Here is a 25924-nt window from a genome sequence, read left to right on the forward strand (position 1 = left end):
TGGCATCGTAAGCATATGCTACGCATTTACAACCGGATTTCCCCTTGGAAGGGGGAGTGAAGAAATCCGGGGGTAAGGGCGATCGCAGGGTTTTCTGCACACGGAGTGACCTTCCATGCCCCCTCTCACGTTATTTCAATCCTGCTACAAACGAAAGGAGTATACTTATGAGTTACGTAATTGGCGTTGATCTCGGAACGAGTGCAGTCAAGACCGTATTGGTCAATCGTGAAGGTAAAGTGGCTTTCGAAGCATCGGAGGCTTATCCGCTGTGCCAGCCTAAAGCTGGATATAGTGAACAAAATCCAGAGGATTGGGTGGAGCAGACGGTTGTATCGCTTCGCAAGCTTCTGGAAGTATCTGGAGTACAACCTTCCGAGATTGAAGGATTAAGCTTCTCTGGCCAGATGCATGGGCTGGTGCTGGTGGATGCAGCAGGCAAACCGTTGCGCAATGCCATCCTGTGGAACGATACCCGAACGACAGCACAGTGCCGCCGGATTGAGAAGGTGCTTGACAGCAAGTTGCTCAGCATTGCCCGGAACCGTGCATTGGAAGGGTTTACGTTACCTAAAATTTTGTGGGTGCAGGAAAATGAACCTGAATTGCTGGAACAAGCATCTTTGTTCCTGTTGCCAAAAGACTACGTACGTTACTGCCTGACTGGCGATTACGCGATGGATTATTCCGATGCAGCGGGTACGTTGCTGCTGGACGTGGCAGGCAAACAATGGAGCACGGAGATCGCATCTGCATTCAACTTGCCGATGACGCTTTGCCCGCGCCTCGTTGAATCATTCGACGAAGTCGGCACCTTGTTGCCTGAGATTGCAGAGCAAACAGGCTTGGCGCCAGCAACCAAAGTATTTGCTGGCGGTGCCGATAATGCCTGCGGGGCAATTGGTGCAGGCATTCTGAGTGAAGGACAGACAATGTGTAGCATCGGTACGTCCGGAGTTGTTCTCTCGTACGAAGAACGAAAGGATCTTGATTTCGAAGGGAAAGTGCACTTTTTTAACCATGGTGAGAAAGATGCCTTCTATATTATGGGTGTGACGCTGGCGGCGGGATACAGTCTCTCCTGGTTTAAAGATACCTTTGCAGCAGACAAATCATTCGATGTTCTCTTGCAGGGCATTGACCAGATTCCGGCAGGAAGTAACGGTCTGTTGTTCACGCCATATATCGTAGGGGAGCGTACACCTCACCCGGATGCGAACATTCGAGGCAGTTTTATCGGCATGGATGCCGGGCATAAGCTGGAGCATTTTGGACGTGCTGTAATGGAAGGCATCACCTTCTCGTTACGTGAGTCGATTGATATTTTGCGTGGCGCAGGCAAGACGGTCAGTGAGGTGATCTCCATTGGAGGCGGGGCGAAGAACGAAGCTTGGCTGCAGATGCAAGCGGACATTTTCAATGCAACAATTGTGAAGCTGGAGAGCGAGCAAGGTCCGGCGATGGGGGCAGCCATGCTGGCGGCTTATGGCAGTGGCTGGTTCCCGACGATGCAAGAGTGTGCGGCGGCATTTATTCGTCCAGCGAAGTCCTATGAACCAAATCCGGAGACGGTAGCAGTATATGACGGTTTGTTTGCTCTTTATCAGGAGGTATATGGACAGACACGTGGTTTGAATGATCGTTTGGCGGCATATCGTTAAATCGAAGGTTTCATAAGTAGTCCGTATTCAAAATAAACTGAATAGAAGTATCCTAATCCAAAAGCATTCGCGTAAGCGAGTGCTTTTTTTTGTGTTAGGTGTAGAAGTGAATTCTGAGGTGGCTATGTCGGAACACTTTGCCCTGCATAACCGGATTCCGGCTTAGCATAGATTGGATATAGAGGGTTGGCATCTAAAAGAATCGGAAGCATGGGGGTGTGGAGGTGGAAGAACGGGGGCAAGAAAAAGAACAAGAACAAGAACAAGAGCAACAGCAACAGAAGCATGGGCAGGCAAAGGAAAAATCGGTAAAGGGAAGGCCACATATCACCTTATCCATGATTGTATGCAACGAGGAGAAACGATATCTTAGGCAGGCACTTATGACACATCGTGCATGGATTGATCAGGCTGTCATTATTGATGATGGAAGCACGGATGGGACGGTTGCCATGTGTAGAGAGCTTTTACAAGGTATCCCTCTAGTGCTAGTGCAGAATCCGGTCTCGCGTTTTTCCGATGAGGTGAGTCTGCGAAAGCAACAATGGGAGGAGACCCTTTCAACTAACCCGGAGTGGATTCTTAATCTGGATGCGGATGAGGTTTTAACGCCGGATTTCGGGATTTTGCGTGATGACATCTTAAGTGGAATGGAAGAAGCGATTTACCTCCGTTTATATGATATGTGGAGTGAGACCGCGTACCGGGAGGATGCATACTGGCAGGCTCATATGTATTATCGGCCTTTTCTAGTCAAGTATCGTCCCGGGATGGTCTATGAATGGAAGGAAACACCGCAACATTGCGGACGATTCCCGTTGAGCATTCAGCATCTGCCTTATGCCTGTCATCCCCCGCGAGTAAAGCATTATGGCTGGGCAAGAGAAGAAGATCGTGTTCGTAAATATGAGAGATACCAGAGACTGGACCCCGAAGCACAGTATGGCTGGAAAGAGCAATATGAATCGATATTGGATGCAGAGCCTCGGCTTATTCCATGGTCTGATTAAGGGAAGGGAGTGAGCTTCATTGATGAAAAATCCGCTAGACCGTAAAAACAGTAACAAAAGTGTCCAAGGTAAAGCACAAGCGGATACCATACCCTCCAAGTCTGAGAAGGAAACAGTGCAAACGTTAAGGATAAAACAAGAAAAAGAAATAGTAAAAGAAAAAGAAGAAGAAAAATTAAAAGAGCCTGTACACAAACAAGAGCAATCCCAAGAGCAATCCCAAGAGGAAGAACGAGTACAGAAGCAAGTGGAACAGTCCAAACAAATGACAGGGCAGAAGGGGGACCGGCAATCACAGCCACAACAAAAGAAAGAACAAGAGGAAATGAAAGTGGAAGAGGACATCCTGCAAAGTACCCGTGAGCGTATCCTCATTGCTAGCCCTGTACGGCAGACAGCTGCCATCCTGAATGAATTTCTGGATTCCTTGCAGAGACTTGAGCGAAAGACGGTGCGTACAGACTATTTGTTTGTAGATGATAATGAGGAGGAAGCCTCCTCCCAAATGCTGAACGATTTTGTACTTCGACATAACGGTAAGGTGATTCGTGCCCGTGATTTGAATGATACGGAGAGTGGGGACGCGGATGACCCAGGAAACTACAACAAAGATGAAGGTGGTCACTACTGGAGAGATGAACAGGTATGGCGAGTAGCCAGGCTGAAAAATAACATTTTACAGTACGCACGTGAGCAACAATATGACGGCGTGTTTCTGATCGATTCTGATCTGGTGTTGCACCCTCGAACGCTGGAACAATTGGTATCGAGCTCAAACGAGATTGTATCCAATATTTTTTGGACCAGCTGGCAACCGGGAACAAAGGAAATGCCGCAGGTATGGCTTCAGGATGAATACGCACTCTATCGGCGGGGTGGTTCAGCTCTTGAGGCAACAGAGGCGCAGGACGAGGACGCACAGGCGAGTGCCTTTCTAAACCAGCTACGTATTCCGGGTTGTTATGAGGTGGGCGGGTTAGGTGCTTGTACTCTAATTCGGCGATCCGTACTTGAAGCGGGAGTGAATTTTGACCGTATCCCGAATGTGTCTTTTTGGGGAGAGGATCGTCATTTCTGCATTCGTGCTCAGGCGTACGGGTTTCAACTGTTTGTGGACACTCACTATCCAGCCTACCATATCTATCGTTTGTCCGACTTACCGGGGGCAGCGGCCTATAACCGCAGAATTAGACGAGGCGAAGAGGGCATTCGAATTAGCTTATGTATGATTGTGAAAAATGAAGAAACCTCCCTCGCCAGATGCCTCGATTCTGTAAAAGGAATTGCCGATGAGATCGTCATCGTGGACACGGGTTCCACGGATCGTACAAGGCAAATCGCGGCTCAGTACACCGAATGTATTTTCGATTTTGAGTGGGTGGATGACTTTGCAGCGGCACGGAACTTTGCCTTTGACCAGGCCACCTGCGAATATATATTGTGGCTGGATGCGGATGATGTGTTTGAACCGGAGGATCGCGCCAAGCTGATTGCATTGAAACAGTCCCTTGATCCGGCGGTGGATAGTGTGACGATGGATTACAACCTCTCCTTCACGCCAGAGGGCAAGGTCGCGTATAGTCTGCGGCGAAATCGTCTGGTGCGTCGGGATCGTCGGTTTCGCTGGATTGGGGCAGTACATGAATACCTCGCTGTAGCAGGCAATTTGCTACATAGTGATGTGGCTGTAACCCATAAGAAAGATAAGGTGTATACAGATCGAAATCTGCGAATATACCGCAAACGGGAACAGGCAGGTGAAGACTTCTCACCACGTGACCTCTATTATTTTGGCAATGAACTGAAAGACCATGCTTATCATGAAGAAGCCGTAACCTACTATGAGAAATTTCTGGATACCGGATTGGGATGGGTGGAGGATCGAATTGCGGCCTGTCAGAAAATTGCCGATTGCGAGGCAGTACTGAAACGTCCGGAACGGGAATCGGCCGCGTTGTTCCGTTCCTTTGCCTATGATTTACCGAGAGCAGAGGTGTGTTGCCGACTGGGGGGATATTTTGCAGATAGAGAAGACTACCGCCAAGCTATATTCTGGTATGAACAGGCTGTGCAGGCAATCCGTCCAGGTGATCCGATGGTTGTACTGAATGAAGCAGCGTGGACTTGGATGCCGCATCTGCAATTATGCGTATGTTATGATCGAATGGGCAACCGGGCGAAAGCGAAGGAGCACAACGACATTGCCCTAACTTATCACCCTACTCACCCAAGCATGTTGTACAATGATCGATATTTTAAGGATTTGGCGAAGGAAAGTGTAATAGAAAACGCTTAAAGTCAGTTGAATGGGCTTCAATAGCGATATATGATCAGCACGTTCGTTGCCGTAATGCATGTAGTGCACGGAAATGTTGCGTGGGTAGGTCCTCTTTTTCAAAAAAATAGAATGAATCCTAAGGCTAGCAGAGTCCACCTCTTCGCGATGAAGAGGTTTTTTGTTTCTATTTTAAAAAACTATAATTAAGGAGGTGGTCCCACAGGGGGGATTAGCGACGTTATGACGTTATAATGAAGAATTCAAGAATCAAACGGTAAAATATATCCGAGAATCATACGAAGATGATTGGGAATCTCGCGGAAGAGCTCAATCCCGAAGCTTGTGGAAAACCAACGCTCTGAGTTTTCTTTAGAGACAATGTGCGCCATATTAGTGTCACTCGGAGTGGATATTATAATGTCGGAGCGGTGATTACATTACGTTAATGGGATTCATGGTGCGAGGGTAATTGGCTCTTACTTTATTCTAACGATCACAGGAGAGCTTATTTTAAGGTCTTTGAGGGTTTGAGAATTCTAACGATCACCACAGACGCTATTTCACCAAAAATGCACATAATCGGGTGAAATCATAACTAATTTGAGTAAATAAGCTCTCAGGTGATCGTTAGAAAATAAAAAGTGGCGAATCAGGCCAAATAAGCTTTCTGGTGATCGTTAGAAGATTTTAATGCTATAGTGCTATGCCTAAACGGAATCGGCTCTAATAAATTGCAATGACAAAATGGAAATGTCTTGATGTCTTGATACCTCGACACCTCTATCTCTTGGTCGTTCTGACACCACGGGGAGACTTATTGTTTTTATGTCTACATCTCCTATTTTCATAATACCTAATATGGATTAATGTATTTCTTCCAATGAAGCATATGCATTACAATAGTTTTTAACGGAAAAGCAGTGAACACCAGAATTTGTCCTCACGGGTTCTTGGCTGCCGAATCTGAACGAACTAAGGGAGTGAATGGATATGAATCTGACAGAAATACTACTCGAATCGAGACTGGTCGCAATCGTACGGGGCATAAGCCGGGAAGCGGCGGTGACAGCCGGTCAGGGAATGACCGACGGTGGCATTCGTCTAATGGAAGTGACGCTGAATACACCGAATGCGCATCAGATCATTGCTGATTGGCGCGAACGTCACGAAGGACAAGCCTATGTCGGCGCAGGTACGGTACTTAATGTTAGCATGGCAAAGGAAGCCGTGGCTGCAGGAGCACAATTTTTGGTCTCCCCCAATGTCGATCTGTCTGTTATTGAATATGCTGTAGAACACGGTGTTGAGATTTGGCCAGGGGCGATGACACCAACGGAGATTGTAGCTGCGTATGAAGCAGGGGCACGGGCTGTTAAGCTGTTTCCTATGGCCAGTCTGGGTATTCCATACCTGCGTGAAATCAAGGCACCTCTCGATCACATTCCACTGCTCGCAACGGGTGGCGCGACACTGGAGAATATCGATGCCTATTATGAGGCAGGTGCAGCCGCAGTAGGCTTGGGAAGTGCACTTTTGCCAAAAGAGGCTCTGGCTTCAGGAGATAGCACACAGGTTTCAGCTCGAGCAAGGGCATTTGTGGAGGCGGCGACAGTAAGAACAGGCAGGCAGACAACGCGGTTAGGTAACGGTATGGAATAGAGTAAAGTAGAGTAGAAGTCTTAATTTAAGAAGAAATAAGTAAATTTGGCGTAATGGGGTATATATAAAAGAGTTTACATGGTTAATCGTTATAACAAACAAAAAGTGGAGATCATTTAACGTGTAGTTGATCCTGTTATCGTATGATAAGCGTATGTCAGTAGCCAGAGAGGAGAGAGGCCTTGTGAAAGCGAGAACGATGATTGGCGGTATGTTGGCGGTGGCCGCTGTAACTGCGGGTGGTTTATGGAAGGCAGCTGTAAAAAGCCAGACACCCAAGAAAATTCCGATTACGTTGACACCGCCGATGCCTTTTGAGGATATTACCTTTGAAAGTGGAGGGGGACAGGTGCAAGGTTGGTTCATTCCAGCGAGACCCGATGTTCCTAAGCCCTGGCCGCTCGTAATCATCGCACATGGCTGGGGTTCCAATCGCTCTCGTGTGTTACGCTATGCGCGCCCCATCTGGGAGGCCGGGTATGCACTGTTTATGTATGATGTACGTAGTCATGGAGCCAGTGATCCCGTTCGTGCTGCATCGGCCTATCTGTTCAGGGACGATCTACTGGCTGCGTTGACCTATGTATCAGGCCGATCCGAGATTGACCCCGAAGCGATTGGAGTGTTGGGGCATTCCTTAGGTGGACTGGGGACGATTCTTGCCATTACAGAAGGCATTCCGGTTTCCGCCGTGGTTACCGACTCCATGCCATCCCAGTTTCAGGTGATCGTCAGCTCGGAACTGAGACGCCGGCGCCTGCCGCTGTTCCCGCTGGCACAGTTGATCCCTCGAATCTGGTTTTGGCGGTTAGGTGAGTCTTTAAAGACATATCAGCAGAATGATGCCGTAATGATGCTGAATGAGCGGCGAAGAAGCATGCAGTTGCCATTCCTGATGATACACTCCAAAGGCGATAATTTTATTCCACCGAGTGAACTGGAATATTTTATGTCTAAAGCCGATCCGCCGGTAGAGCATCTATGGGTTAACAGTGAAGGACATAGCTGCTCAGAGGAAGACCCGGCTTTCTGGGCCACGGTCATTCCGTTCCTGAAAATGCATGTCCGTTCTGCTCCAGAGCGAGTTACGCATGATGAAGCTACAATAAATCAGGACGGAACAGATCTGAATCATAGCGCAGGTTGATAGATGGAAACGCCAACTTGATTGGCGTTTTTTTGTTGTGCCTTTTCATTATACAGAAATTAACAATTGTAAAATTACCCGGAAAACAGCGATTAAAAAGGAAGCTTATGGTATCATAGATTAGAATGGCAAAATTCATGCAAGAGTATTTATCATGCATCCTGCATGAAATCGAAGGGAGAGGTAACCATTTTGAGTTGGGATTGGAACATGAATGGAAGGCTTAAAACGTTCACAGCCAAAGCCGCAGCAACAGCAATGGCAACTCTGCTGTTGACGACACAGGTGCCAGGTTTGACGGGGAGTGCATCTGCTGCTAAGGCGGAAGCTGGCTCAGTGAATGAAGCAGTGTCGGGGGAAATTGATCAACTAGAGATAACAAGCAATGACGTGCCGGAGGGTGCAAAAATTTCATCCAGGCAAGCCGCTGAAAATATAGTAAAGTTGTTTCCATTATTAAAAAAAGCGACGATCTCGTCTGCCAATTTTGATGTATCCAATTCCTATCCACCGCCGGATTACAAGGTATGGGATATCGGATTTCAGATTGTACAAGGTAATCACTCCATGGGATTCAGCGCGAATGTGCATGCAGGTACGGGAGAAGTCCTAAGCGTACATCTGCCATCTGAATTTGTGGAGAGTCAGTTGTCATCCGTTTCAGATGTTCAACTTACCAAGGAAGAAGCTGAAAAAACAGCTTTGGAACTGCTACATCAGGCAATTCCTGAACTACAGGAAGGACAGTATGTGCCGCTAGGAGACATGGTTTCACCTGTGGAGCAACAAGCGTTATTTGGTCGCAATGAATATCAGTTTGTCTATAACTTGAAGCATGATGGCGTCGTGTCGGATGCAGAGACAGTCTACATAACTGTGGATGAGAGAGGTCAGGCCACATCGTATTCACGTTCGACCATCTCGGCGAAATATCCTTCCTCCAAGCCGAAGGCCTCGGAAGAGCAGGCCAGACAGGTATTTGAAGATGGATTTGATGTAGAGCTTGCCTATATCTCCAAAGAACAATGGTCATCCAGACAAGGGCAAAAATATGTTCTCGGTTATTTGCCAAAAGGTGATAGTATGGGGCCGATCAACGCTAACACGTTAGATCGAATTGACGTGATGACAGGAAAAGCCGTGGAGAAGAGCAGTTCACAACAAAATAAAAAAGTAACAGGCAATGGGCCGGCATTTGTTGCAGCCAGCGGTCAGCGCTTAAATGTGCAACAGGCAGTAGAGCGGGTTGCGGCCAATTTTGATATCCCTAAGGACTACAAACTCGAACATAGTCAATTAACTAAAGGTTATTACAGCAACATGAACAATCAGGTATGGAGTTTGAGCTGGAGCAATCGGAATGCAAACATATCCTATATGTTCATGCGTGATATTTCGGCACAGGTCGATGCGGTTACCGGACAGGTCTACAGCTACAACTTGATGCAACGGGTTGGACCAGAGATGGGACAGGAAAAGCCTCCTCAAGAGAAGGAGAAGAAGACGGTTACTTCACAACAGGCCGAGAAGCTGGCGATGAATACGATCATTGCCACTGTACCGCAAGCCAAAGAGCAGTATCAGCTTGCCAGAATGATAGAAGTAGACGATGCTCGTACGTTTGTGTTTCAGCGTTATTTGAACGGGATTCGTGTTCAAGATGACACGGCACAGGTGCAGGTAAAGAACAACGGGGATATTACTGAATTCTATACACGCCTCGCGGCATCTCCTGAGCAGCTACCGGCAGATATTACACCTGCAATCTCTTACGAAAAAGCGAAAGAACTCTATCTGAAGAAATATACGTTAACGTTGAATTATGCTCGTTATGGTGGGTACGGTTTGGGTTCTAGCGAACCTGTACCTGCAGGAGTGAATTTGGCATATGTGCCGGTAAGCGACAAGAAATCTCTGTACAATTTGAATGTACTGCTTGATGCCAATACAGGTCAATGGTTCTTCATGTATGGTCTGGACCATACGGCATCTCAGATCGAACCGACAGATATTGCGGGTCATATTGCTGAATCAGCTTTGCGTAACATGAGCAAGCATAAGGTGTTGATTGCTGACGAGCAGGGACGTGTATTTCCGGATCGGGTCATTACCCGGGGAGATTGGTTTAATTATCTGGCAAGAGCGATTAATCCGAACATGGACATGTACTATAACAGCGATAGCAATGAAAAACTTTTTGCTGATGTAATGATAGAAAGTCCGTATTACAAAGCAGTGAAAGTCCTTATAGATCAACGATGGATCGGTGGAGCTGACCCTGAGAATCAGCTAAAACCAGAGGAAGAAATGACACGTGAAGAATTGGCGGTCTTGCTGATGCGTATTCTGCGTTATGAGAAGCTCGCCGGATTCTACATGCAGCCGTCAGATTTGCCTAACATTGCCGATGCAAGTGCGATCAACAATAAAGGTGCTGTTTCTCTGAGCTTGAAGCTTGGCTTGTTACCTTCTATTGAGGGAAGATTCATGCCTGCACGCAAAGTCACGGTAGCTGAGGCATCTCAAGTTCTTGAACGACTTGCCAAGTTGCAAGGGAAGACGGACACGTTCATGACTGGTAGCCGCCTTTATTGATTCCAGGCAGAGCTGACCTGCATTAATGTGTACGAATCTGTACGCATGCAAAGCCACTCATAATTTGTTCCAGGAAGACATAGGATGAAGTGAAGCGGTAAACATGATGACTGCAACTAAAGTTCAAGGGGCCTTCCGAGAAGGCCCTTTTTCCTCTTTGGAAAAGGGAATTCAAAAAATCCGGGGATAACAGCGATGGGAAGGTTATTCTGCCCTCGGAGTGGACTGTGTAAAATTTTTAATTCAACTTATATAGAACACTGAAAGCAAGACCTTTTATGATACAATAAGGCATGAGAATGCTACGAAGAAGGGTGGGGTCCTTTCATGGGTAAGAACGGTAAACGAGTGATCACCATGTTGCTGGCGGGCTGTCTTGTTGCCGCCTGGTTGCCGCGTACAGTTGACCTGGATCAATTGTATGCAGCGTCAGGCACGTCCGAACTATCTACAGCGACGGATTTGCGTCAGACACTGTTGAATGCGATGTCGCAGCGTACAGAGAAAGTGGTGTTTACCTATAAAGGGAATGTGAAGGGCCTCAAGAAACAGTTGCAGACCTCGATCGATGAAGCAATGAAGAGTGATCCTTATATTCAATATACAGTGAAAAGTTATGCGTTTAACTATAAAGGCTCCAATACATCGGCCGAGGTGGATGTGACCCTCTCTTACCGGGAAACGAAGGCGCAGACCGATTATGTGAATCGGAAAGTAGCTAGTGTGCTCAAAGAAATTATTAAACCCGGCATGACGAGTCATGAGAAGGTTAAAGTGATTCATGATTGGATTGTGCTGAATCTTGCTTATGATACTTCATTACAAAAATATACGGCTTATGACGGACTTGCGACAGGCAGTACCGTATGTCAAGGATACTCGTTGCTCACATATCGCATGCTGGAGCGGGTAGGGATTGAAAATCGCATCGTTGAAGGTCAAGCAGGCGGGCAACTCCATGCCTGGAACCTGGTGAAGCTGGATGGCAAATGGTATCACCTCGATACCACATGGGATGATCCAACGCCTGATCGCAAAGGTGTGGTTAGCCATAATTATTACTTGCTAAGTGATAAAGAGATGGCACGTGACCATGTCTGGACAGGTAAAAACAATTACCCTGCAGCTTATGCGCCTTACCGAGACGCTCTGCTTAAACTGGCGAAGTCGGATGGGAACAAGCAGGAGGTTTATGAGAAGCTCTACCGTGCTCTGGAGTACTCATTATACGATGAACAGGATGCAGTCAAGGAACGGGCAGTGCTCAAAACCAAAGTTCAGGGTGTGCTAAATGAGGGCGGAACTTCGTTAACCTTTAGATATAAGGGTACAGAGAGCAGTTTGATCGAGGATTTGCAGGATCTGTACCAGCTGGGTATGAAATCAATCTCCTATTTTGTCTCCAAGATGGAAGGTACATCAGACCTGCGTGTCAAAATTAATTGGACCTTGTAATGGACAGGATTAGGATCCAGTCCACGCACAACAGATAAAGCATATGCACAGCAACTTGTCTTTCAATGATTAGAGATTCGAGCGCTCCGGTATCCGGAGCGCTCTTTGTGATGTTCAGTATGCAGGGGGGCACTGAAAAATAAAATCCCCTGCTCTACAAAAAAGTCTCTGTAGAACAGGGGAATACTGAATCCATATCGTAGGGTTAAACCTGAAGTAGAGTTGAGCAAAAGTGACTAACTTAGCGACGGCCCTACTCCTTAATACCTGACGATTCGGTAGGCGTGAAGTCACATTCCTGTAGCGGAACAACTTTGGTCTTTTTGATCCATTTGTAACCAAGCCACAGAATCAGGAATAACGGTACACTCAGGTAAGCAACCAGGACTCCACTCCAGTCGATCTGATCACCTGTGAATGCCTGATAGTTCTGTCCCAGAATAACGATGACACACAGCACAAAGGCAAAGATTGGACCAAATGGGAACCACCGCGCACGGTAAGGCAGATCTCTCAGATCCCTACCCTGTGCAACATAGGCTCTCCGGAAGCGGTAATGGCTGATGGCAATACCCAGCCACGTAATGAATCCACACATGCCGGATGCATTCAGCAACCATGTATACACAATGCCGTCACCGAACAGGGAAGCCAGAAATGCAAGCATGCCAACAGCGGTTGTGACGAGCAGCGCATTCATCGGAATGCCTCGTTTATTCAGCTTGCCAAGGAAACGTGGAGCTTTGCCATCCCGGGCCAGTGCATAGAGCACACGGCTTGAAGCGTACATGCCGGAGTTGCCGGCCGAGAGCACGGAAGTCAGGATGACAGCATTCATTACAGAAGCGGCAATGGCAAGTCCTGCTTTTTCGAAGACAAGCGTAAACGGGCTGACCCCGATGTTCTCCAGATCACCCTTGAGCAGATTCGGGTGAGTGTAAGGAATAATCAAACTGATTACAGTGATCGCCAAAATGTAAAAGATCAGAATACGCCAGAAGACCTGGCGAATGGCACGAGGCACGTTTTCGCGCGGGTTCTCACTTTCACCTGCGGCGACACCGATCAATTCCGTTCCCTGGAAGGAGAAGCCCGCGGCCATAAACACGCCGAGCACGGCGAAGAAGCCACCGTGGAATGGTGCATCACCGACTGTAAAGTTGCTGAAGCCAACAGCTTCACCGCCTAGAATACCAAAGATCATTAACACGCCGACACTCAGGAAGATAATGACGGTGGCCACTTTGATAATGGCAAACCAGTACTCCGACTCCCCGTATCCTTTCACGGACAGGATATTCAAGGCAAAGATCAGTACCAGGAATAGCAGACTCCATAACATGGAAGAGCTGTCCGGAAACCAATATTTAATCAGAACGGTAGCTGCAGCGAGCTCGGCGGCAATGGTTACCGCCCAGTTGTACCAGAAGTTCCAGCCCATGGCGAAGCCGAGAGCGGGGTCAACGAAACGTGCGGCATACGTATTAAAAGAACCAGAGTCCGGCATAAAGGTTGCGAGTTCACCCAAGCTGGTCATGAGAAAATAAACCATGATTCCAACAGCCGCGTAGGCAAGTAATGCACCGCCAGGGCCGGCAGTCGAGATGGCTGTACCACTTGCCAGAAACAGACCGGTACCAATCGAGCCGCCCAGGGCAATCATGGTCATGTGACGTGCACGCAATCCTTTTTTCAGTGTAGGTCCAGTTGTAGTGTGTGATTGGTTACTGCGGTCTTGCATGAAAACACTCCTTCATTTGTATTGCTGATGCAGTTCATAGATCCATAAACAAAAAAAGACCACAGGCATGAGCCAGCGGTCTTTGACTTTTATATCCGCACCATGTCCCAGATGATTAAGATAGCTCAACACAGAAGAAGTCATACCTTTTTTAGAAAAAGATACGAATTTTGCTGTGACAGTTCTGCACCTTTCGGCTGCAGCCCCAGCTCACCGGACCGATAAAGGAACGTCCAGTAAACTTCGGCGGGTACACCTTTCGGCTGATCTCAACAGCGGCTCCTAGCGCCTTCTTCAGCTTACTGATCGCACCCGCGACCTCTACCTCACCATGCAATGGATGAGGTGTATCTATTGTTTATGAAATTAGAAATCACGCTTCGAACAGCGTGTAATCTGTTAATCAAACAGACAACAAGTATACCGCTCATCGATTTACAGTGCAATAACAAATGTTGGAGTTGGCTCTAAATGGCTCCGTAAAGAGCTTGTGATAGAACAGATTATTCCTGCTTTTTATTCCGTCCTGCCATCTGCTGCCACACCGTTCCGGCGGCCTGTTCCCCAGACTCGATACGTTCCAGCGCCATTTTGGCCTGCAAGCTCACTTCAAATTCGGGATCTTCCGCTGCGAGACGTAAGGCCTGCTCCGCTTCTTCGGTTCCGACCTCATACAGAAAACGAGCCGCACGCCAGCGCACAAGTTTGCTCTTGTCCGTTAACGTTTCAATCATGGCCGGTGTGGCAACAGGGTCGCCGATGTCTGATAAAGTATCCCCGGCAGTACGCCGTACAGCGGGAGAACTGTCCCGAAGCGCTTCGTACAGAAGCTCCATCGCTTCAGGTGTACGAATATCCCCCAGATAGACAACGGCCAAGCGACGAATTTGCATTTTACTGTCACGTAGCGCCTGAGCTACCAGAGGCAGTCTTTCCTCTGTCGGTTCCATACCATCGAGTGCGGCATAGCGTACATTCCAGTCTTCGCTCTGAAGAGCTTCTTCCAGTTCCGGTCCAGCCAGCGCACGCCGATGCTCAACGAATTCTTCTGTATTTGCACCATGCGCAATAGCTTGCTGAATGACCTGCTCCAATCGTTCCGGTGGGTAAGCCGCTTCCAGTTCCTGTTCAACTTCACGCGCAATATCCGGTAACTCACCATACCGTACCCCGTAATCGCTCAGTTTACGTTCTTTGATCAGTGTAGCGCTGGCAACTTCCGTAACGGCTTTGACAAAACGGTCTGACAGTGATATCCGTTCCTCTTTCGTTCCGGCTTTGACGCGAATTTGCATCGGCACTCCGCGGAAAAACTGAACAAAAACCTGTGCTTCTCCAAAGTGATCACCTGAAGCATCTTCCGATTCAATCCAGTCCAGATTTACGCCTTCCTGACCCAGACGGCTCTGTACTTCACCAAGAATCACAGACCAGTCCGCATTGCCTTTACGATCCAGAGCAACGAAGTCAGTCGTGTGGAATACACTTTTCACGCCTGGAATGTGTAACATCTGGCGAATAAACGCCGGGGCTGAACGTTCGTTGTCCAGTGTATAGGTTCTGCGAATCCCGTCTTCCAGACGTTCGTCGAGATGTAGCATCATCGTATTTGGACTCGGTGTTGGTTCAATGGAAACTATATTCATGGGTGAAACCTCCTATAATAGCAGATTGATACATAAGCTCCCGTAAAATAAATCACACAGTACCTTTATTTTAACGGATACCTCTATTTTACATGAAATCAGGAAAACTGCGAAATTACATGCCGAGGAGAAGCATCGGCGCAGGTATGTGAAGAAGTGCGAAGATTGTTAACACTTCTTTCATGTTCGTGCACAAACATTTTTAAATGAAACCTGACACAATATAGGTAAGAAGCTATTGGAGGTTATATCTATGGAGCCTGTTACTGTGCTAACGGATGGAGAGCGTTGTATTAACTTTGAGAAAATCAAACCTTTGTTTGAGGATTGGATTGCTTCTGCGCCATCAGATTCAGTAAAGGGAACAGGAAGAGGGGATTGGGAGAATTCCCGTTTTTGCATTGTGGATTATAGGAACGCTGATCAGGCAATAGCCGCAGCGAAAGCCATTCGCGCTTTTGTACCGGATGTGCCTCTACTGGTCATTACCGATTTTACATCCTTGGTTCGTAAACGTCATCTGCAACAGGTTACAGGTATTGGTGTTATGAAGTTGATGCTCTGGAACGAACAAGCCCCCGATCAATTGGTTAGCGGCATTGAGAAGTGGCTGCAAACTTTCGGGTATGAAACACCGATAACCATGCCTTCCGCTTTACACATCAGGTAAAACGAAAGAAGCATGGCGCTTGCAGCTGTTTTTATAACCTTTGTTATGTTTATGTTTTGTGACGGCTTTATTCGAAGACCAACTAGACCATATATTTATAGCCTGTACCCCATACCGTTTTAATATAACGGGGATTTTTGGGGTCGGGCTCTATTTTTTTGCGAAGACTAGAGATATGTACGTCGATGGTTCGATCCAGATAGGCGCGTTCAGAGCCTTTGATACGGTCCATCAGTTCATTCCGGGTAAACACTTTGCCCGGGTTGCGATACAATTCCTTCATAATCTCAAATTCAATATGGGTTACATCGATTTCAACACTATCTACAAATAGCGTTCTCCTGTATTCGTTTACATTAATGTGCCCCGTCACTTCAGATGGCTGATTCTCTTTAATGGGTTTATCCTGATAAGTGATAATCGACCTGCGTAGCAATGCTTTAATTCTGGCGTCCAACTCCTTCAGACTGAACGGCTTGCAGAGGAAATCGTCAGCACCGTTATGTAAGGCACGAAGTCGATCATTTAACATCGTACTTGCAGATATCATCAGGACAGGAACGGTGGAATGTTGCCGAAAAGCATCAACAAGCTCGTTACCGTCAATTTCGGGCAACATCAAATCTGTTACCACAATATCAGGTTGAAACTGTGAAAATAAATGAAGTGCTTCGCGGGGATGATGAACCCGCTCGGTTATGTATCCTTCCTCATCAAGAAAAAAAGCGATCATGTCCGCTAAATTCTTTTCATCTTCTATAAGAAGTACTTTGATTGACATAGCTTCACACTCCTTACGAACGAGGATTTGTTAAGAAAATACGATAAAATGATTAAAAATACTGCAAAAAATTTAATGGTTCTATTCCAGAATATAGGAAGTGACACCAACTTGCAAAATGACTTTACCTGATAATGTAGTTTATCATGAGTTTACTTTTTTTGCCGAATCATAATTTTTGCCATAAGTACAATGAATGTTACTTAAAGTATAATGAATCAGAGTGGTTAAAGGGGAAAAAGGTTCAAAGTTATCACCGGCTATTAGGGGGAACAGATGTATATGTATGGGATAACGGAAGCAAGGAACCTGTTGGAACGGATTCTACTGCACCTGAGAAGACCATGGATTGGAGCACGCCTTCTCGTGATTTTCGGCACGCTAAGTGCCATTTTTCCGTTTACATTGTTCTATGGCGTGCAATTTGTACTCACTAGTGCTGCGGCATTGGTTGCCCTTCGTTTGTATGGAGGGATCTACGGTTTTGTAACACTTGCGTTAATCTATCTGATTAAAAGCCTGATCGTTGGTATGGATACGCATAACCTTTATATTATGGCAGGACATTTTATAGAGTTGATTTGGATGTTGGGCTGGCAACTACGTTCTTCAAAAAAAGGCAGTCTGATCAAAGCTAATGCTGTGTTCTGGGTTTCAATGTTGCTTCCTGTAATTGGTTACGGATATTACGTATTAGGTCTGAGTGTGGAAGTGATCAAATATGAATTTATGTACATGGCTGTCGTGAGCATGGTAAATGCCCTGATTGCAGGCATTGTAGTTGATTTTTGGATTACGCTGGGGGAACATCAGGCAAAACGCGCAAGCACGATTCCCCTATCCAGAATTGCATTTAAATATGTGGTTGCTTTTGTTGTCTTTGTGTCCCTTGTTCTCTTGTCTGTGGATGCCCGGAGACAATTGAGCCAGATGAATGAATCCATATTACGGGATATGAGGCATGCAGCGAATGCTGTTGTTCAGGATTTAGATCAGCACTATGTAACACCGGATAACCTTGTAGAAAATGTAGAGCGTTATCACCATTTGCTGGGTATGAATGTGGTTTTGCTGGATCATCGTAAAGCGATCGTTGTTTCTGGACTGCCCGAATATCAGCCGGGAGAGTTCATGAATATGCAACATTTCCAAGTGATTACATCGGCGAGCGGCCCAATATTGTTAAATTCAGAGAAAGCTCATTACACTGATATCCTGGATCATTGGAGACAGGCTTCTTTCATTTATGAGGCTGAGGAAACGGCAGAAACTCCTTACGAGGTTTTGGTTGAAACCAATTCGTCCCAGTATTACACGCAGATTGAAAAGATCTATTTGACGACGTTGCAATCTTTATTCGTTATTATCGTTACATCTATGATTGTGGCAGCCCCTTTGAGTAGCAAAGTGGTAAGTCCCTTACTTCGCTTGACCCGGCTAACAGGTTCTCTTCCACGTTTATTGTTTCGAAACGGAGGCATGGATTGGCCGAGCAGTCATGTGACTGAGGTGCAAATTCTCATCGGAAACTTACGCAAAATGGCGGATGTATTACTTGAACAGTTTGAACAGATCAAATTAGACAAGTTAACGCTGGAAGACAGAGTAATTGCCCGTACAAAAGAACTTAAAAACAGCGAAGGCATCAAACGGGCCATCATTGAATCTTCGATTGATGCCATTGTCGCGGTTGATTCTCACGGGATCATTATTGAATTTAACCCCGAGGCCGAGAAAATGTTTGGACTTGAGCGGGAAGAGGTTGTGCAACAGAAACAAGCCCCGTCTCTTTTTCAAGGAGTCGGCTGTAAGGAAATTAAAGTGTTGCTAGAGCGATATCCGTTTGTCGAAGGCAAGCGGTACACAACAGTTGATGAAATATCAGGTATTCGCAAGGACGGCTCCGTATTTCCGATCGAGTATAAAATTGTAGAGATTCAATTGGGGAAAAACGAGACGCTGTACAATCTGTTCATCAAAGATATTACAGAACGTACTCGTGCTGAAGAAGATCGGGTGCGTCATGCCCTTGTGTTGGAGCACCTTAATCTGGAGCTGTTCCAAGAGAAGGCAGCGATTCAGGAACAGCGCGATATCAGTGAACAATTCATTGAATCGGTTCGCGAAGGGCTTGTCATGTCTGACCGTTCAGGTACGATCACGATTGTGAATCGCAGAATCGAAGAGATGTTCGGACTCGGTAATTTCCTTGGAGAATCCATAACTGACTTGGCTCAAGCCATCGATTCAATGGTGCAGACTGACGACTTCAATCTGACAGAACAGACAAGAGCGTTTCTGAATGGAGAACAAGCATTCATCGAGACCAATTTCTGTTTTGACAATGTGGAGCAAAGCGTATTTTCGTTGTATATGAAACAGATGGACGTGCCGGGGAAAAATCATGGATTCCTGCTCGTATTTCGTGACTTAACGGGTGAAGAGCGGCTGAATCGGATGAAAAATGAGTTGATCAGCGTGGTTTCCCATGAACTTCGTACACCTGTGGCTACTATCATGGGATATGTTGAACTAATGTTAATGTATGACCTTCCGGCATCCCAACGTAAAGAATTTATGGAGACCATTGCATCTGAAGGCAAACGTCTGAGCAGCTTGCTTGATGATGTGCTTGATATTCAACGTCTGGATAACGAAGGCATGACTTACCATATGACCTACGTTCCTCTCGTGGATCTGGTTGAAGGTGTAGCAGAGCAGTGGAACATGAAGTCTTCTCAGCGAATCTATGTGCATGTCTTTAATGGTGATCTCTTTGCTTATGCGGATCAGAACCGGATCGTTCAAGTATTGCATAATCTGATAGGTAATGCGGTAAAGTACTCTCCAGGAGCAGAGCGAATTGATGTCACATTATGGGAAGAAGAGGGAGCCCTATGCATTGATGTACGGGATTATGGCATAGGTATTGCCGAGAGTGAGAAGGATCTGCTCTTTAACAAATTCTATCGTGTAGATAATTCGGATCATCGTCAGATTGGTGGCACGGGCCTCGGATTATATATCTCCCGCAAAATTGTGGAGGACCATCAAGGGAGTCTGACCTTCATGTCGGCTCCAGGGAAAGGCAGTACGTTCAAAGTCAGGCTGCCCAAACAGGACGTTGTCCTCTAGTCTGTTTACCGTAAGTTAATATCGTATCGTGAGCTTTTATCTTTTGGCACGTGACCGTGCGGAAGGTAAAGGCTTTTTTTATCGTTCTAACTTTGTTTTTCTTCATCTGGGATAAAAAAACGGGAATTTTTGCACACTGTATATAGAGCCATAATTTGCATCCTATGCAAAAGGAGGGCAACCCGTATATGTTCCGCAAACAAGAGAAAACGCTCATCATCGTTTGTCTGGTGGCGGCTGTAGTTGTACTATACGCCGTGGTCAAAAGCATCATCCGCATTATGAGTTATTAAAAATCCTGTCTAGGCATGTACATAACCCATAACGATACAACGAAACAATCAAATAACGATAACGATTACGCTGAAAGAGGAGTGTACCCATGTCATCTCTGGACCCTGTACTGCTCAGCCGGATTCTGACCGGTCTGACCCTGTTTGTGCATATTATCTTTGCTTCCATTGGTGTAGGCGTTCCGCTCATGATTGCTTTGGCTGAATGGCGGGGGCTACGTACCAATGACATTCATTACACCTTGCTGGCTCGTCGGTGGGCGAGAGGTTTTGTGATCACGGTGGCCGTAGGTGTAGTTACAGGCACATCCATCGGCTTACAGCTGAGCTTGCTGTGGCCCATGTTTATGCGTGTCGCTGGTCAAGCGATTGCATTGCCGCTTTTTATGGAGACATTTGCTTTTTTCGTAGAAGCGATATTTCTCGGGATTTACCTATACACCTGGGATCGTTTCAAAAAGAAATACACGCACATGTTGTTACTCATCCCGGTAGCTCTTGGCTCATCCGCTTCCGCGATATTTATCACAACCGTGAACTCATTCATGAACCAGCCACAAGGTTTCACCTTGATTAACGGCATCATGAAAGATATCGATCCCATTGCCGCTATGCTGAACCCGGCGACACCAACGAAAGTGTCCCATGTGCTCGCTTCGTCCTACACGCTGAGCGCAGGCGTGCTGGCAGGGATTGCGGCGTTCAGTCTTTTGCGTGGACGAGATCATGTGTATTACAAAAAAGCACTCAAGCTCACAACCGTTTCTGCGCTTGTATTTGCGATTAGCACCGTTATGATCGGTGATTCTTCAGGCAAATTTCTGGCGAAATATCAGCCTGAGAAGCTTGCCGCTGCCGAGTGGCATTTCAAAACGATGAAGGAAGCACCGCTCGTCTATGGCGGGATTCTGGATGAAAACAACGAGGTCAAATATGCTATCGAAATTCCTTATGCGCTGAGCATTTTGGCTGGTAATCGACCGGATACAGAAGTGAAGGGACTGGAAGAATATCCTGCCGATCTCAGGCCGCCGTTGTCCATCCATTACATGTTTGACCTGAAAGTGACAACAGGGGTTATCATCCTGCTGATTCCGGTACTGTACGTGCTTCGTCGCTGGCTTCCGGGACGCAAACCTTATCCCAAATGGCTGCTGCTTGGCATCGTGCTTCTCGGCCCACTGGCGATGATTGCGATTGAACTTGGCTGGATGTTTGCCGAGGTAGGGAGACAGCCCTGGATTTTGCGCGGATATATGAAGGTGTCCGAGGCGGCAACGACCTCGACTTCGGTTGGATGGATGCTCGTGCTGTTTATTCTGCTGTATTTGGTGCTGTGTTTCTCCTGTATCCGCGTGATCAGCAAGTTGTTCCGTAATAAGGAAGCGGAGAAGGAACTGGATTCGCTTGGACTGGAAGGAGGCATCGTGAATTGAGCTTTGAAATTGCAGGCATCGCGATATTGTGGACGTTTCTGTTCGGTTATCTGATCGTGGCGTCGATTGACTTTGGCGCAGGATTCTTCAGCTTTTACAGCATATTGACCGGACATGAAAACAAAATTCATAACATTATTCAGCGCTACCTCTCCCCGGTGTGGGAAGTGACGAATGTGTTTCTCATTTTCTTTGTGGTGGGGCTGGTCGGCTTCTACCCGGATAGTGCGTTCTTTTATGGTACAGCTCTGCTTGTTCCGGGTTCGCTAGCGATTGTGCTACTGGCAATCCGGGGGGTGTATTACGCCTACAATACCTATGGTAACCACGGGAAAAATAGCAGCATCTATCTGGCATTGTACGGAGCAACGGGATTGCTGATCCCGGCAGTGTTCTCCACCATTTTGGCGATATCCGAAGGCGGGATTATCGAGCAGGTAGGCGAAAAGGTATTTTTTCGCTGGCGTGAATTTCTGACAAATCCCTATACATGGTCTGTTGTATTGCTGGCCTTGGTGAGTGTGCTGTACATTTCGGCGATGTTCCTGTCCTATTACGCGAAGCGAGCGGGCGATGAACCGGCCTTTGGCGTACTTCGGGAGTATGCGTTGCTGTGGAGCTTGCCCACGATTTTTGCGAGTTTCCTGGCCTTCCTGCAAATTAACAAACAAAATCCGGCTCACTTTGAACGTATGGTGGACATGTCATGGATGTTTATCGCATCCTTTATCTGTTTTGTTATCGCAGTGTCGCTTGTGTGGAAGGAGAAATACCTGGGCTGGTGTTTTATCGCGGTGATGCTCCAATTTGCCTTTGCCTGGTACGGATATGGTCGCTCACATCTGCCCTATATTCTGTACCCGTACATCAACATTTACGATAGCTTTACGAACCGAACGATGGGGATTGCGCTGATCACGGCATTCAGTCTCGGGCTCCTGGTGCTCATCCCATCGCTGGTCCTGATTATGAAGTTGTTCTTGTTTGATGCCAATTATGTGCGCGGTAACGCCGGGAAAAGGAAAGGATGACTTCGCCATGTTTGCGACGACGATTTCGAATATTCTCTATATGCTGTCTGCTCTGCTACCCCGGCAACTTTCGGTGCTGAGATCTGCGTGGCCCGCTGGTATTTATCCGGGTGTGCACTTGCATCCGCTTTTGGAAGAAGGGGTGAAAGGCATACCGGGGATCACGGGGCTCAGCTTTTTTGAGACGTTTACGATCATGTATGCTCCGCCTCTGATTATGGTGACCGCGATTGTCTTTTTGTTTATCTATATGGCGGTATGCAAAAATCCAAAGGAATGATTACATTGCCGCTGTAGTTATGTCAGGTGGTACGTCCACTGCCGATGCGGGTAATCTGATGTTAAGAACTGAGGAAGGGAGGAGGCCCCTTCATGCCCAAAATTCGTTATAACAATATCGATAATGTCAGTACAGACAAGACGCTGAAGGAGTTCAAGCAGTGGAGAGAACAGCGGCGCCGCAAAGTAAAGGACTATTCCTACAAGGTGCCGAAGTACGAGCCTGAACTGGATTATTTACATGCCAACCGGGACGAAACCACGATCACGTGGATCGGACACTCCACCTTTTTCATCCAATATTATGGACTGAACATCGTGACCGACCCGGTGTGGGCGGAAAAAATGGGGTTTCAACGCAGACTCGGTGCTCCCGGCATTCCGATTCAGGATATTCCGCCGCTCGACGTCATCCTTATCTCTCACTCCCACTATGATCACTTACATTTGGCTTCCCTGCGCAAATTGATTACATCGAAGACACTGCTGATTGTGCCGGACGGCCTGAAACGCAAGATGATCCGTAAGGGATTCCATCGCTGTCAGGAGATGAAATGGTGGGAGCATATGGTGCTCGGTGGAGTGAAGATTACGTTTGTGCCTGCTCAGCACTGGACACGCCGAACGTTATTTGATACGAATACGTCTCATTGGGGCGGTTACGTATTGGAGCCGAATCACGCCGTACGTGTGTCAGAAGAGAGCGCAGCAGCAAAAGAAATGCCAGACCGGTCTGCTTCAGCAAATTCCGAATCACGGAAAGCTCGCGATGACAAACAAGCAACAGGTTATCCACCTGTCCTTTATTTTGTGGGGGATACCGGGTATTTCAAGGAGTTCAAAACGATTGGTGAACGCTTCGACATTGGCGTAACGCTGATGCCGATTGGCGCGTATGACCCCGAATGGTTCATGACCTCCCAGCATGTGACACCAGAGGAGGCATTACAGGGATTCGTAGAAACAGGTTCGCAACTTATGGTGCCTATGCATTACGGAACCTTCAAGCTGGCGGACGACACACCCAAGGAAGCACTGGATCGGCTGGAGGCGGAGCGGGAACGACTCGACATCGCCAAGGAACGGATTAGAGTGCTTGGACATGGTGAAACTCTTCGCATCCGGCATGAAGCCGATGAGACCGAGTGAGCATGAATTAAAAATTCCATGAAAAGTATGTTAACCGGGCTAACAAAAGTCAGGCAGATATGGTAATCTATAAACATACGCGCATGAACAGCATATTTACCAAAACTTTAATCCGTAAAAAGCGGCTGATTTTCGAATTTGCCGCTTTTTTGTGTTATAATATGGTGCCAGAATAGGCATCGGATATTGAATCCATGAATTACGCAGGTTGCTATTCATGCAGTATGCAGATTAACCAATAAAGGATGGTATGCTTAATGATCAGTACAAGCGGCATCACGCTCCGCTACGGAAAACGTGCACTTTTTGAAGATGTGAATATCAAATTCACGCCAGGCAACTGTTACGGCCTGATCGGTGCGAACGGAGCCGGCAAATCAACATTTTTGAAAATCTTGTCCGGCGAGATTGAAGCCAACTCGGGAGAGGTGCACATCACCCCGGGCGAACGTATGGCCGTATTGAAGCAAAACCACTTCGAATATGATGAGTACCCGGTTCTCGAAACGGTCATTATGGGTCACGCTCGTTTGTATTCCATCATGAAAGAGAAGGATGCTTTGTATGCGAAGGCAGATTTCACAGAAGAAGATGGATTACGTGCAGGTGAGCTTGAAGGTGAGTTTGCTGAACTGAACGGCTGGGATGCTGAGCCGGATGCAGCAGCACTCCTGATCGGTCTCGGGATCGATCGCGATATGCATGACAAAAAAATGGTAGAGCTTAGCGGTAACGAAAAAGTCCGCGTATTGCTGGCTCAAGCGTTGTTTGGCCGTCCGAACAACCTGTTGCTCGATGAGCCTACCAACCACTTGGATCTCGAATCCATTCAATGGCTCGAGAACTTCCTGATGGATTATGAAGGTACCGTTATCGTGGTATCCCATGACCGTCACTTCCTGAACAAAGTATGTACGCATATTGCGGACATTGATTTTGGTAAAATCCAGCTGTACGTAGGTAACTATGACTTCTGGTACGAGTCCAGCCAATTGGCGCTTGCCTTGCAGCGGGATGCTAACAAGAAAAAAGAAGAAAAGATTAAAGAGCTGCAAGCCTTTATCCAACGTTTCTCCGCGAACGCTTCGAAATCCAAACAGGCGACTTCCCGGAAGAAACAACTCGACAAAATTACGCTGGATGACCTTCGTCCGTCCAACCGTAAATACCCGTTCATTAACTTCAAACCTGAGCGTGAAGCGGGTAAACAGTTGCTTACGGTTGACCGTGTCACTAAAGCGGTTGAAGGCGAAAATATGCTGAACGATATCAGCTTTGTGGTGAACAAAGGCGACAAAATCGCGTTTGTTGGCCCGAACGGTAACGCCAAATCGTTGCTGTTTGACGTTGTGATGGGCGAAACAGAGGCGGATGCGGGAGAATATACTTGGGGTGTAACCACAACACAGGCGTATTTCCCGAAAGATAACTCACAATACTTCGATGGTGTAGAGATGAGCCTCGTGGATTGGCTGCGTCAATACTCCAAAGACCAGGATGAGACGTACTTGCGTGGCTTCCTGGGCCGTATGCTGTTCTCCGGGGAAGAAGCTTTGAAAAAAGCAAGTGTATTGTCCGGGGGAGAGAAGGTACGGTGTATGCTGGCTAAAATGATGCAGACAGGCGCCAATGTGCTCATTCTGGATGAACCGACGAACCACTTGGATCTCGAATCCATTACGGCACTGAATAACGGTTTGATCGATTTTGATGGCACGATGCTGTTCACTTCCCATGACCATCAGTTCATCCAAACGATTGCAAACCGTATCATCGAAATTACGCCTACGGGCCTCATCGATCGTCAGATGAGCTATGACGAGTATCTGGAAAGCGAAGAAGTAAAAGAGCTGCGTAACAAGATGTATCCTGTTGAAGCTTAATTTCGTTTCCAAAATAAGAACACACAAAAAACCGCAAGGTCCTTCAAGAGGGCCTGCGGCTTTTTTTGTGTTGTT

The 25924-nt window shown here is 47.0% G+C and carries 17 protein-coding genes and 1 riboswitch; of the genes, 14 read left to right on the forward strand and 3 right to left on the reverse strand.

Annotated elements, in window-relative coordinates; genetic code table 11:
- Positions 1-167: 167 nt before the first annotated feature.
- The 7 genes from xylB (at position 168) to FS818_RS22375 (ending at position 11805) form a co-directional block, all read left to right on the forward strand.
- Positions 168-1661, forward strand: coding sequence for a xylulokinase (xylB, locus tag FS818_RS22345; protein ID WP_145334822.1), 1494 nt, complete (start codon positions 168-170; stop codon positions 1659-1661).
- Between the two features lie 224 nt (positions 1662-1885).
- Complete coding sequence (locus tag FS818_RS22350; RefSeq protein ID WP_260989946.1) at positions 1886-2671, forward strand: glycosyltransferase family 2 protein; 786 nt, start codon at positions 1886-1888, stop codon at positions 2669-2671.
- A gap of 22 nt (positions 2672-2693) precedes the next feature.
- Positions 2694-4967: a glycosyltransferase gene (locus tag FS818_RS22355; RefSeq protein WP_145334824.1), complete on the forward strand. Its 2274-nt coding sequence runs from the start codon at positions 2694-2696 to the stop codon at positions 4965-4967.
- A gap of 972 nt (positions 4968-5939) precedes the next feature.
- Positions 5940-6608 carry a bifunctional 4-hydroxy-2-oxoglutarate aldolase/2-dehydro-3-deoxy-phosphogluconate aldolase gene (locus FS818_RS22360; protein ID WP_145334826.1) on the forward strand — a complete coding sequence of 223 codons (669 nt, stop codon included), beginning with the start codon at positions 5940-5942 and terminating at the stop codon, positions 6606-6608.
- Positions 6609-6792: 184 nt separating this feature from the next.
- Complete coding sequence (locus tag FS818_RS22365; RefSeq protein ID WP_260984776.1) at positions 6793-7755, forward strand: alpha/beta hydrolase; 963 nt, start codon at positions 6793-6795, stop codon at positions 7753-7755.
- Between the two features lie 192 nt (positions 7756-7947).
- Positions 7948-10350 (forward strand): YcdB/YcdC domain-containing protein, encoded by a 2403-nt coding sequence (locus tag FS818_RS22370; protein ID WP_222128836.1) that lies wholly within the window; start codon positions 7948-7950, stop codon positions 10348-10350.
- Positions 10351-10677: 327 nt separating this feature from the next.
- Positions 10678-11805: a transglutaminase domain-containing protein gene (locus tag FS818_RS22375; protein WP_145334830.1), complete on the forward strand. Its 1128-nt coding sequence runs from the start codon at positions 10678-10680 to the stop codon at positions 11803-11805.
- A gap of 253 nt (positions 11806-12058) precedes the next feature.
- Here the strand turns inward: FS818_RS22375 and FS818_RS22380 are convergent, their stop codons facing one another.
- Positions 12059-13546 carry an amino acid permease gene (locus FS818_RS22380; RefSeq protein ID WP_145334832.1) on the reverse strand — a complete coding sequence of 496 codons (1488 nt, stop codon included), beginning with the start codon at positions 13544-13546 and terminating at the stop codon, positions 12059-12061.
- Between the two features lie 113 nt (positions 13547-13659).
- Positions 13660-13878, reverse strand: a riboswitch (Lysine riboswitch).
- A 171-nt stretch (positions 13879-14049) separates the two neighbouring features.
- A complete protein-coding gene (locus FS818_RS22390) occupies positions 14050-15192 on the reverse strand; it encodes a virulence factor (RefSeq protein WP_145334836.1) in 1143 nt (380 codons plus the stop codon).
- A gap of 253 nt (positions 15193-15445) precedes the next feature.
- Here FS818_RS22390 and FS818_RS22395 point away from each other — a divergent pair, with 253 nt between their 5' ends.
- Positions 15446-15862 (forward strand): hypothetical protein, encoded by a 417-nt coding sequence (locus FS818_RS22395; protein WP_145334838.1) that lies wholly within the window; start codon positions 15446-15448, stop codon positions 15860-15862.
- Between the two features lie 82 nt (positions 15863-15944).
- Here the strand turns inward: FS818_RS22395 and FS818_RS22400 are convergent, their stop codons facing one another.
- Positions 15945-16643 (reverse strand): response regulator transcription factor, encoded by a 699-nt coding sequence (locus tag FS818_RS22400; RefSeq protein WP_145334840.1) that lies wholly within the window; start codon positions 16641-16643, stop codon positions 15945-15947.
- 282 nt (positions 16644-16925) lie between these two features.
- On the opposite strand from FS818_RS22400, the gene FS818_RS22405 reads away from it, so the two are divergent.
- From FS818_RS22405 to FS818_RS22430, 6 genes are all read left to right on the forward strand, one after another.
- A complete protein-coding gene (locus tag FS818_RS22405; protein ID WP_186375567.1) occupies positions 16926-19778 on the forward strand; it encodes a PAS domain-containing sensor histidine kinase in 2853 nt (950 codons plus the stop codon).
- A 382-nt stretch (positions 19779-20160) separates the two neighbouring features.
- A complete protein-coding gene (locus tag FS818_RS22410) occupies positions 20161-21507 on the forward strand; it encodes a cytochrome ubiquinol oxidase subunit I (RefSeq protein ID WP_145334844.1) in 1347 nt (448 codons plus the stop codon).
- Complete coding sequence (locus FS818_RS22415; protein ID WP_145334846.1) at positions 21504-22538, forward strand: cytochrome d ubiquinol oxidase subunit II; 1035 nt, start codon at positions 21504-21506, stop codon at positions 22536-22538. The genes FS818_RS22410 and FS818_RS22415 overlap by 4 nt, the downstream gene beginning before the upstream one ends.
- Before the next feature lie 7 nt (positions 22539-22545).
- Positions 22546-22818: a hypothetical protein gene (locus tag FS818_RS22420; RefSeq protein WP_145334848.1), complete on the forward strand. Its 273-nt coding sequence runs from the start codon at positions 22546-22548 to the stop codon at positions 22816-22818.
- A gap of 92 nt (positions 22819-22910) precedes the next feature.
- Positions 22911-23966 (forward strand): MBL fold metallo-hydrolase, encoded by a 1056-nt coding sequence (locus FS818_RS22425; RefSeq protein ID WP_145334850.1) that lies wholly within the window; start codon positions 22911-22913, stop codon positions 23964-23966.
- A 257-nt stretch (positions 23967-24223) separates the two neighbouring features.
- On the forward strand, positions 24224-25849 hold the full coding sequence (locus FS818_RS22430; protein ID WP_145334852.1) for an ABC-F family ATP-binding cassette domain-containing protein: 1626 nt from the start codon (positions 24224-24226) through the stop codon (positions 25847-25849).
- The last annotated feature ends 75 nt before the right edge of the window (positions 25850-25924 follow it).

Origin of the sequence: Paenibacillus xylanexedens, from assembly GCF_007680605.1 — a bacterium.
GTDB classification, from domain to species: Bacteria; Bacillota; Bacilli; order Paenibacillales; family Paenibacillaceae; genus Paenibacillus; species Paenibacillus xylanexedens_B.

What these genes read in the sequence shown, in the direction of transcription:
- xylB (WP_145334822.1), top strand. Translation starts at nt 168, where the DNA reads ATGAGTTACGTAATTGGCGTTGATCTCGGAACGAGTGCAGTCAAGACC.
- FS818_RS22355 (WP_145334824.1), top strand. Translation starts at nt 2,694, where the DNA reads ATGAAAAATCCGCTAGACCGTAAAAACAGTAACAAAAGTGTCCAAGGT.
- FS818_RS22360 (WP_145334826.1), top strand. Translation starts at nt 5,940, where the DNA reads ATGAATCTGACAGAAATACTACTCGAATCGAGACTGGTCGCAATCGTA.
- FS818_RS22375 (WP_145334830.1), top strand. Translation starts at nt 10,678, where the DNA reads ATGGGTAAGAACGGTAAACGAGTGATCACCATGTTGCTGGCGGGCTGT.
- FS818_RS22380 (WP_145334832.1), bottom strand. Translation starts at nt 13,546, where the DNA reads ATGCAAGACCGCAGTAACCAATCACACACTACAACTGGACCTACACTG.
- FS818_RS22390 (WP_145334836.1), bottom strand. Translation starts at nt 15,192, where the DNA reads ATGAATATAGTTTCCATTGAACCAACACCGAGTCCAAATACGATGATG.
- FS818_RS22395 (WP_145334838.1), top strand. Translation starts at nt 15,446, where the DNA reads ATGGAGCCTGTTACTGTGCTAACGGATGGAGAGCGTTGTATTAACTTT.
- FS818_RS22400 (WP_145334840.1), bottom strand. Translation starts at nt 16,643, where the DNA reads ATGTCAATCAAAGTACTTCTTATAGAAGATGAAAAGAATTTAGCGGAC.
- FS818_RS22405 (WP_186375567.1), top strand. Translation starts at nt 16,926, where the DNA reads ATGTATGGGATAACGGAAGCAAGGAACCTGTTGGAACGGATTCTACTG.
- FS818_RS22410 (WP_145334844.1), top strand. Translation starts at nt 20,161, where the DNA reads ATGTCATCTCTGGACCCTGTACTGCTCAGCCGGATTCTGACCGGTCTG.
- FS818_RS22420 (WP_145334848.1), top strand. Translation starts at nt 22,546, where the DNA reads ATGTTTGCGACGACGATTTCGAATATTCTCTATATGCTGTCTGCTCTG.
- FS818_RS22425 (WP_145334850.1), top strand. Translation starts at nt 22,911, where the DNA reads ATGCCCAAAATTCGTTATAACAATATCGATAATGTCAGTACAGACAAG.
- FS818_RS22430 (WP_145334852.1), top strand. Translation starts at nt 24,224, where the DNA reads ATGATCAGTACAAGCGGCATCACGCTCCGCTACGGAAAACGTGCACTT.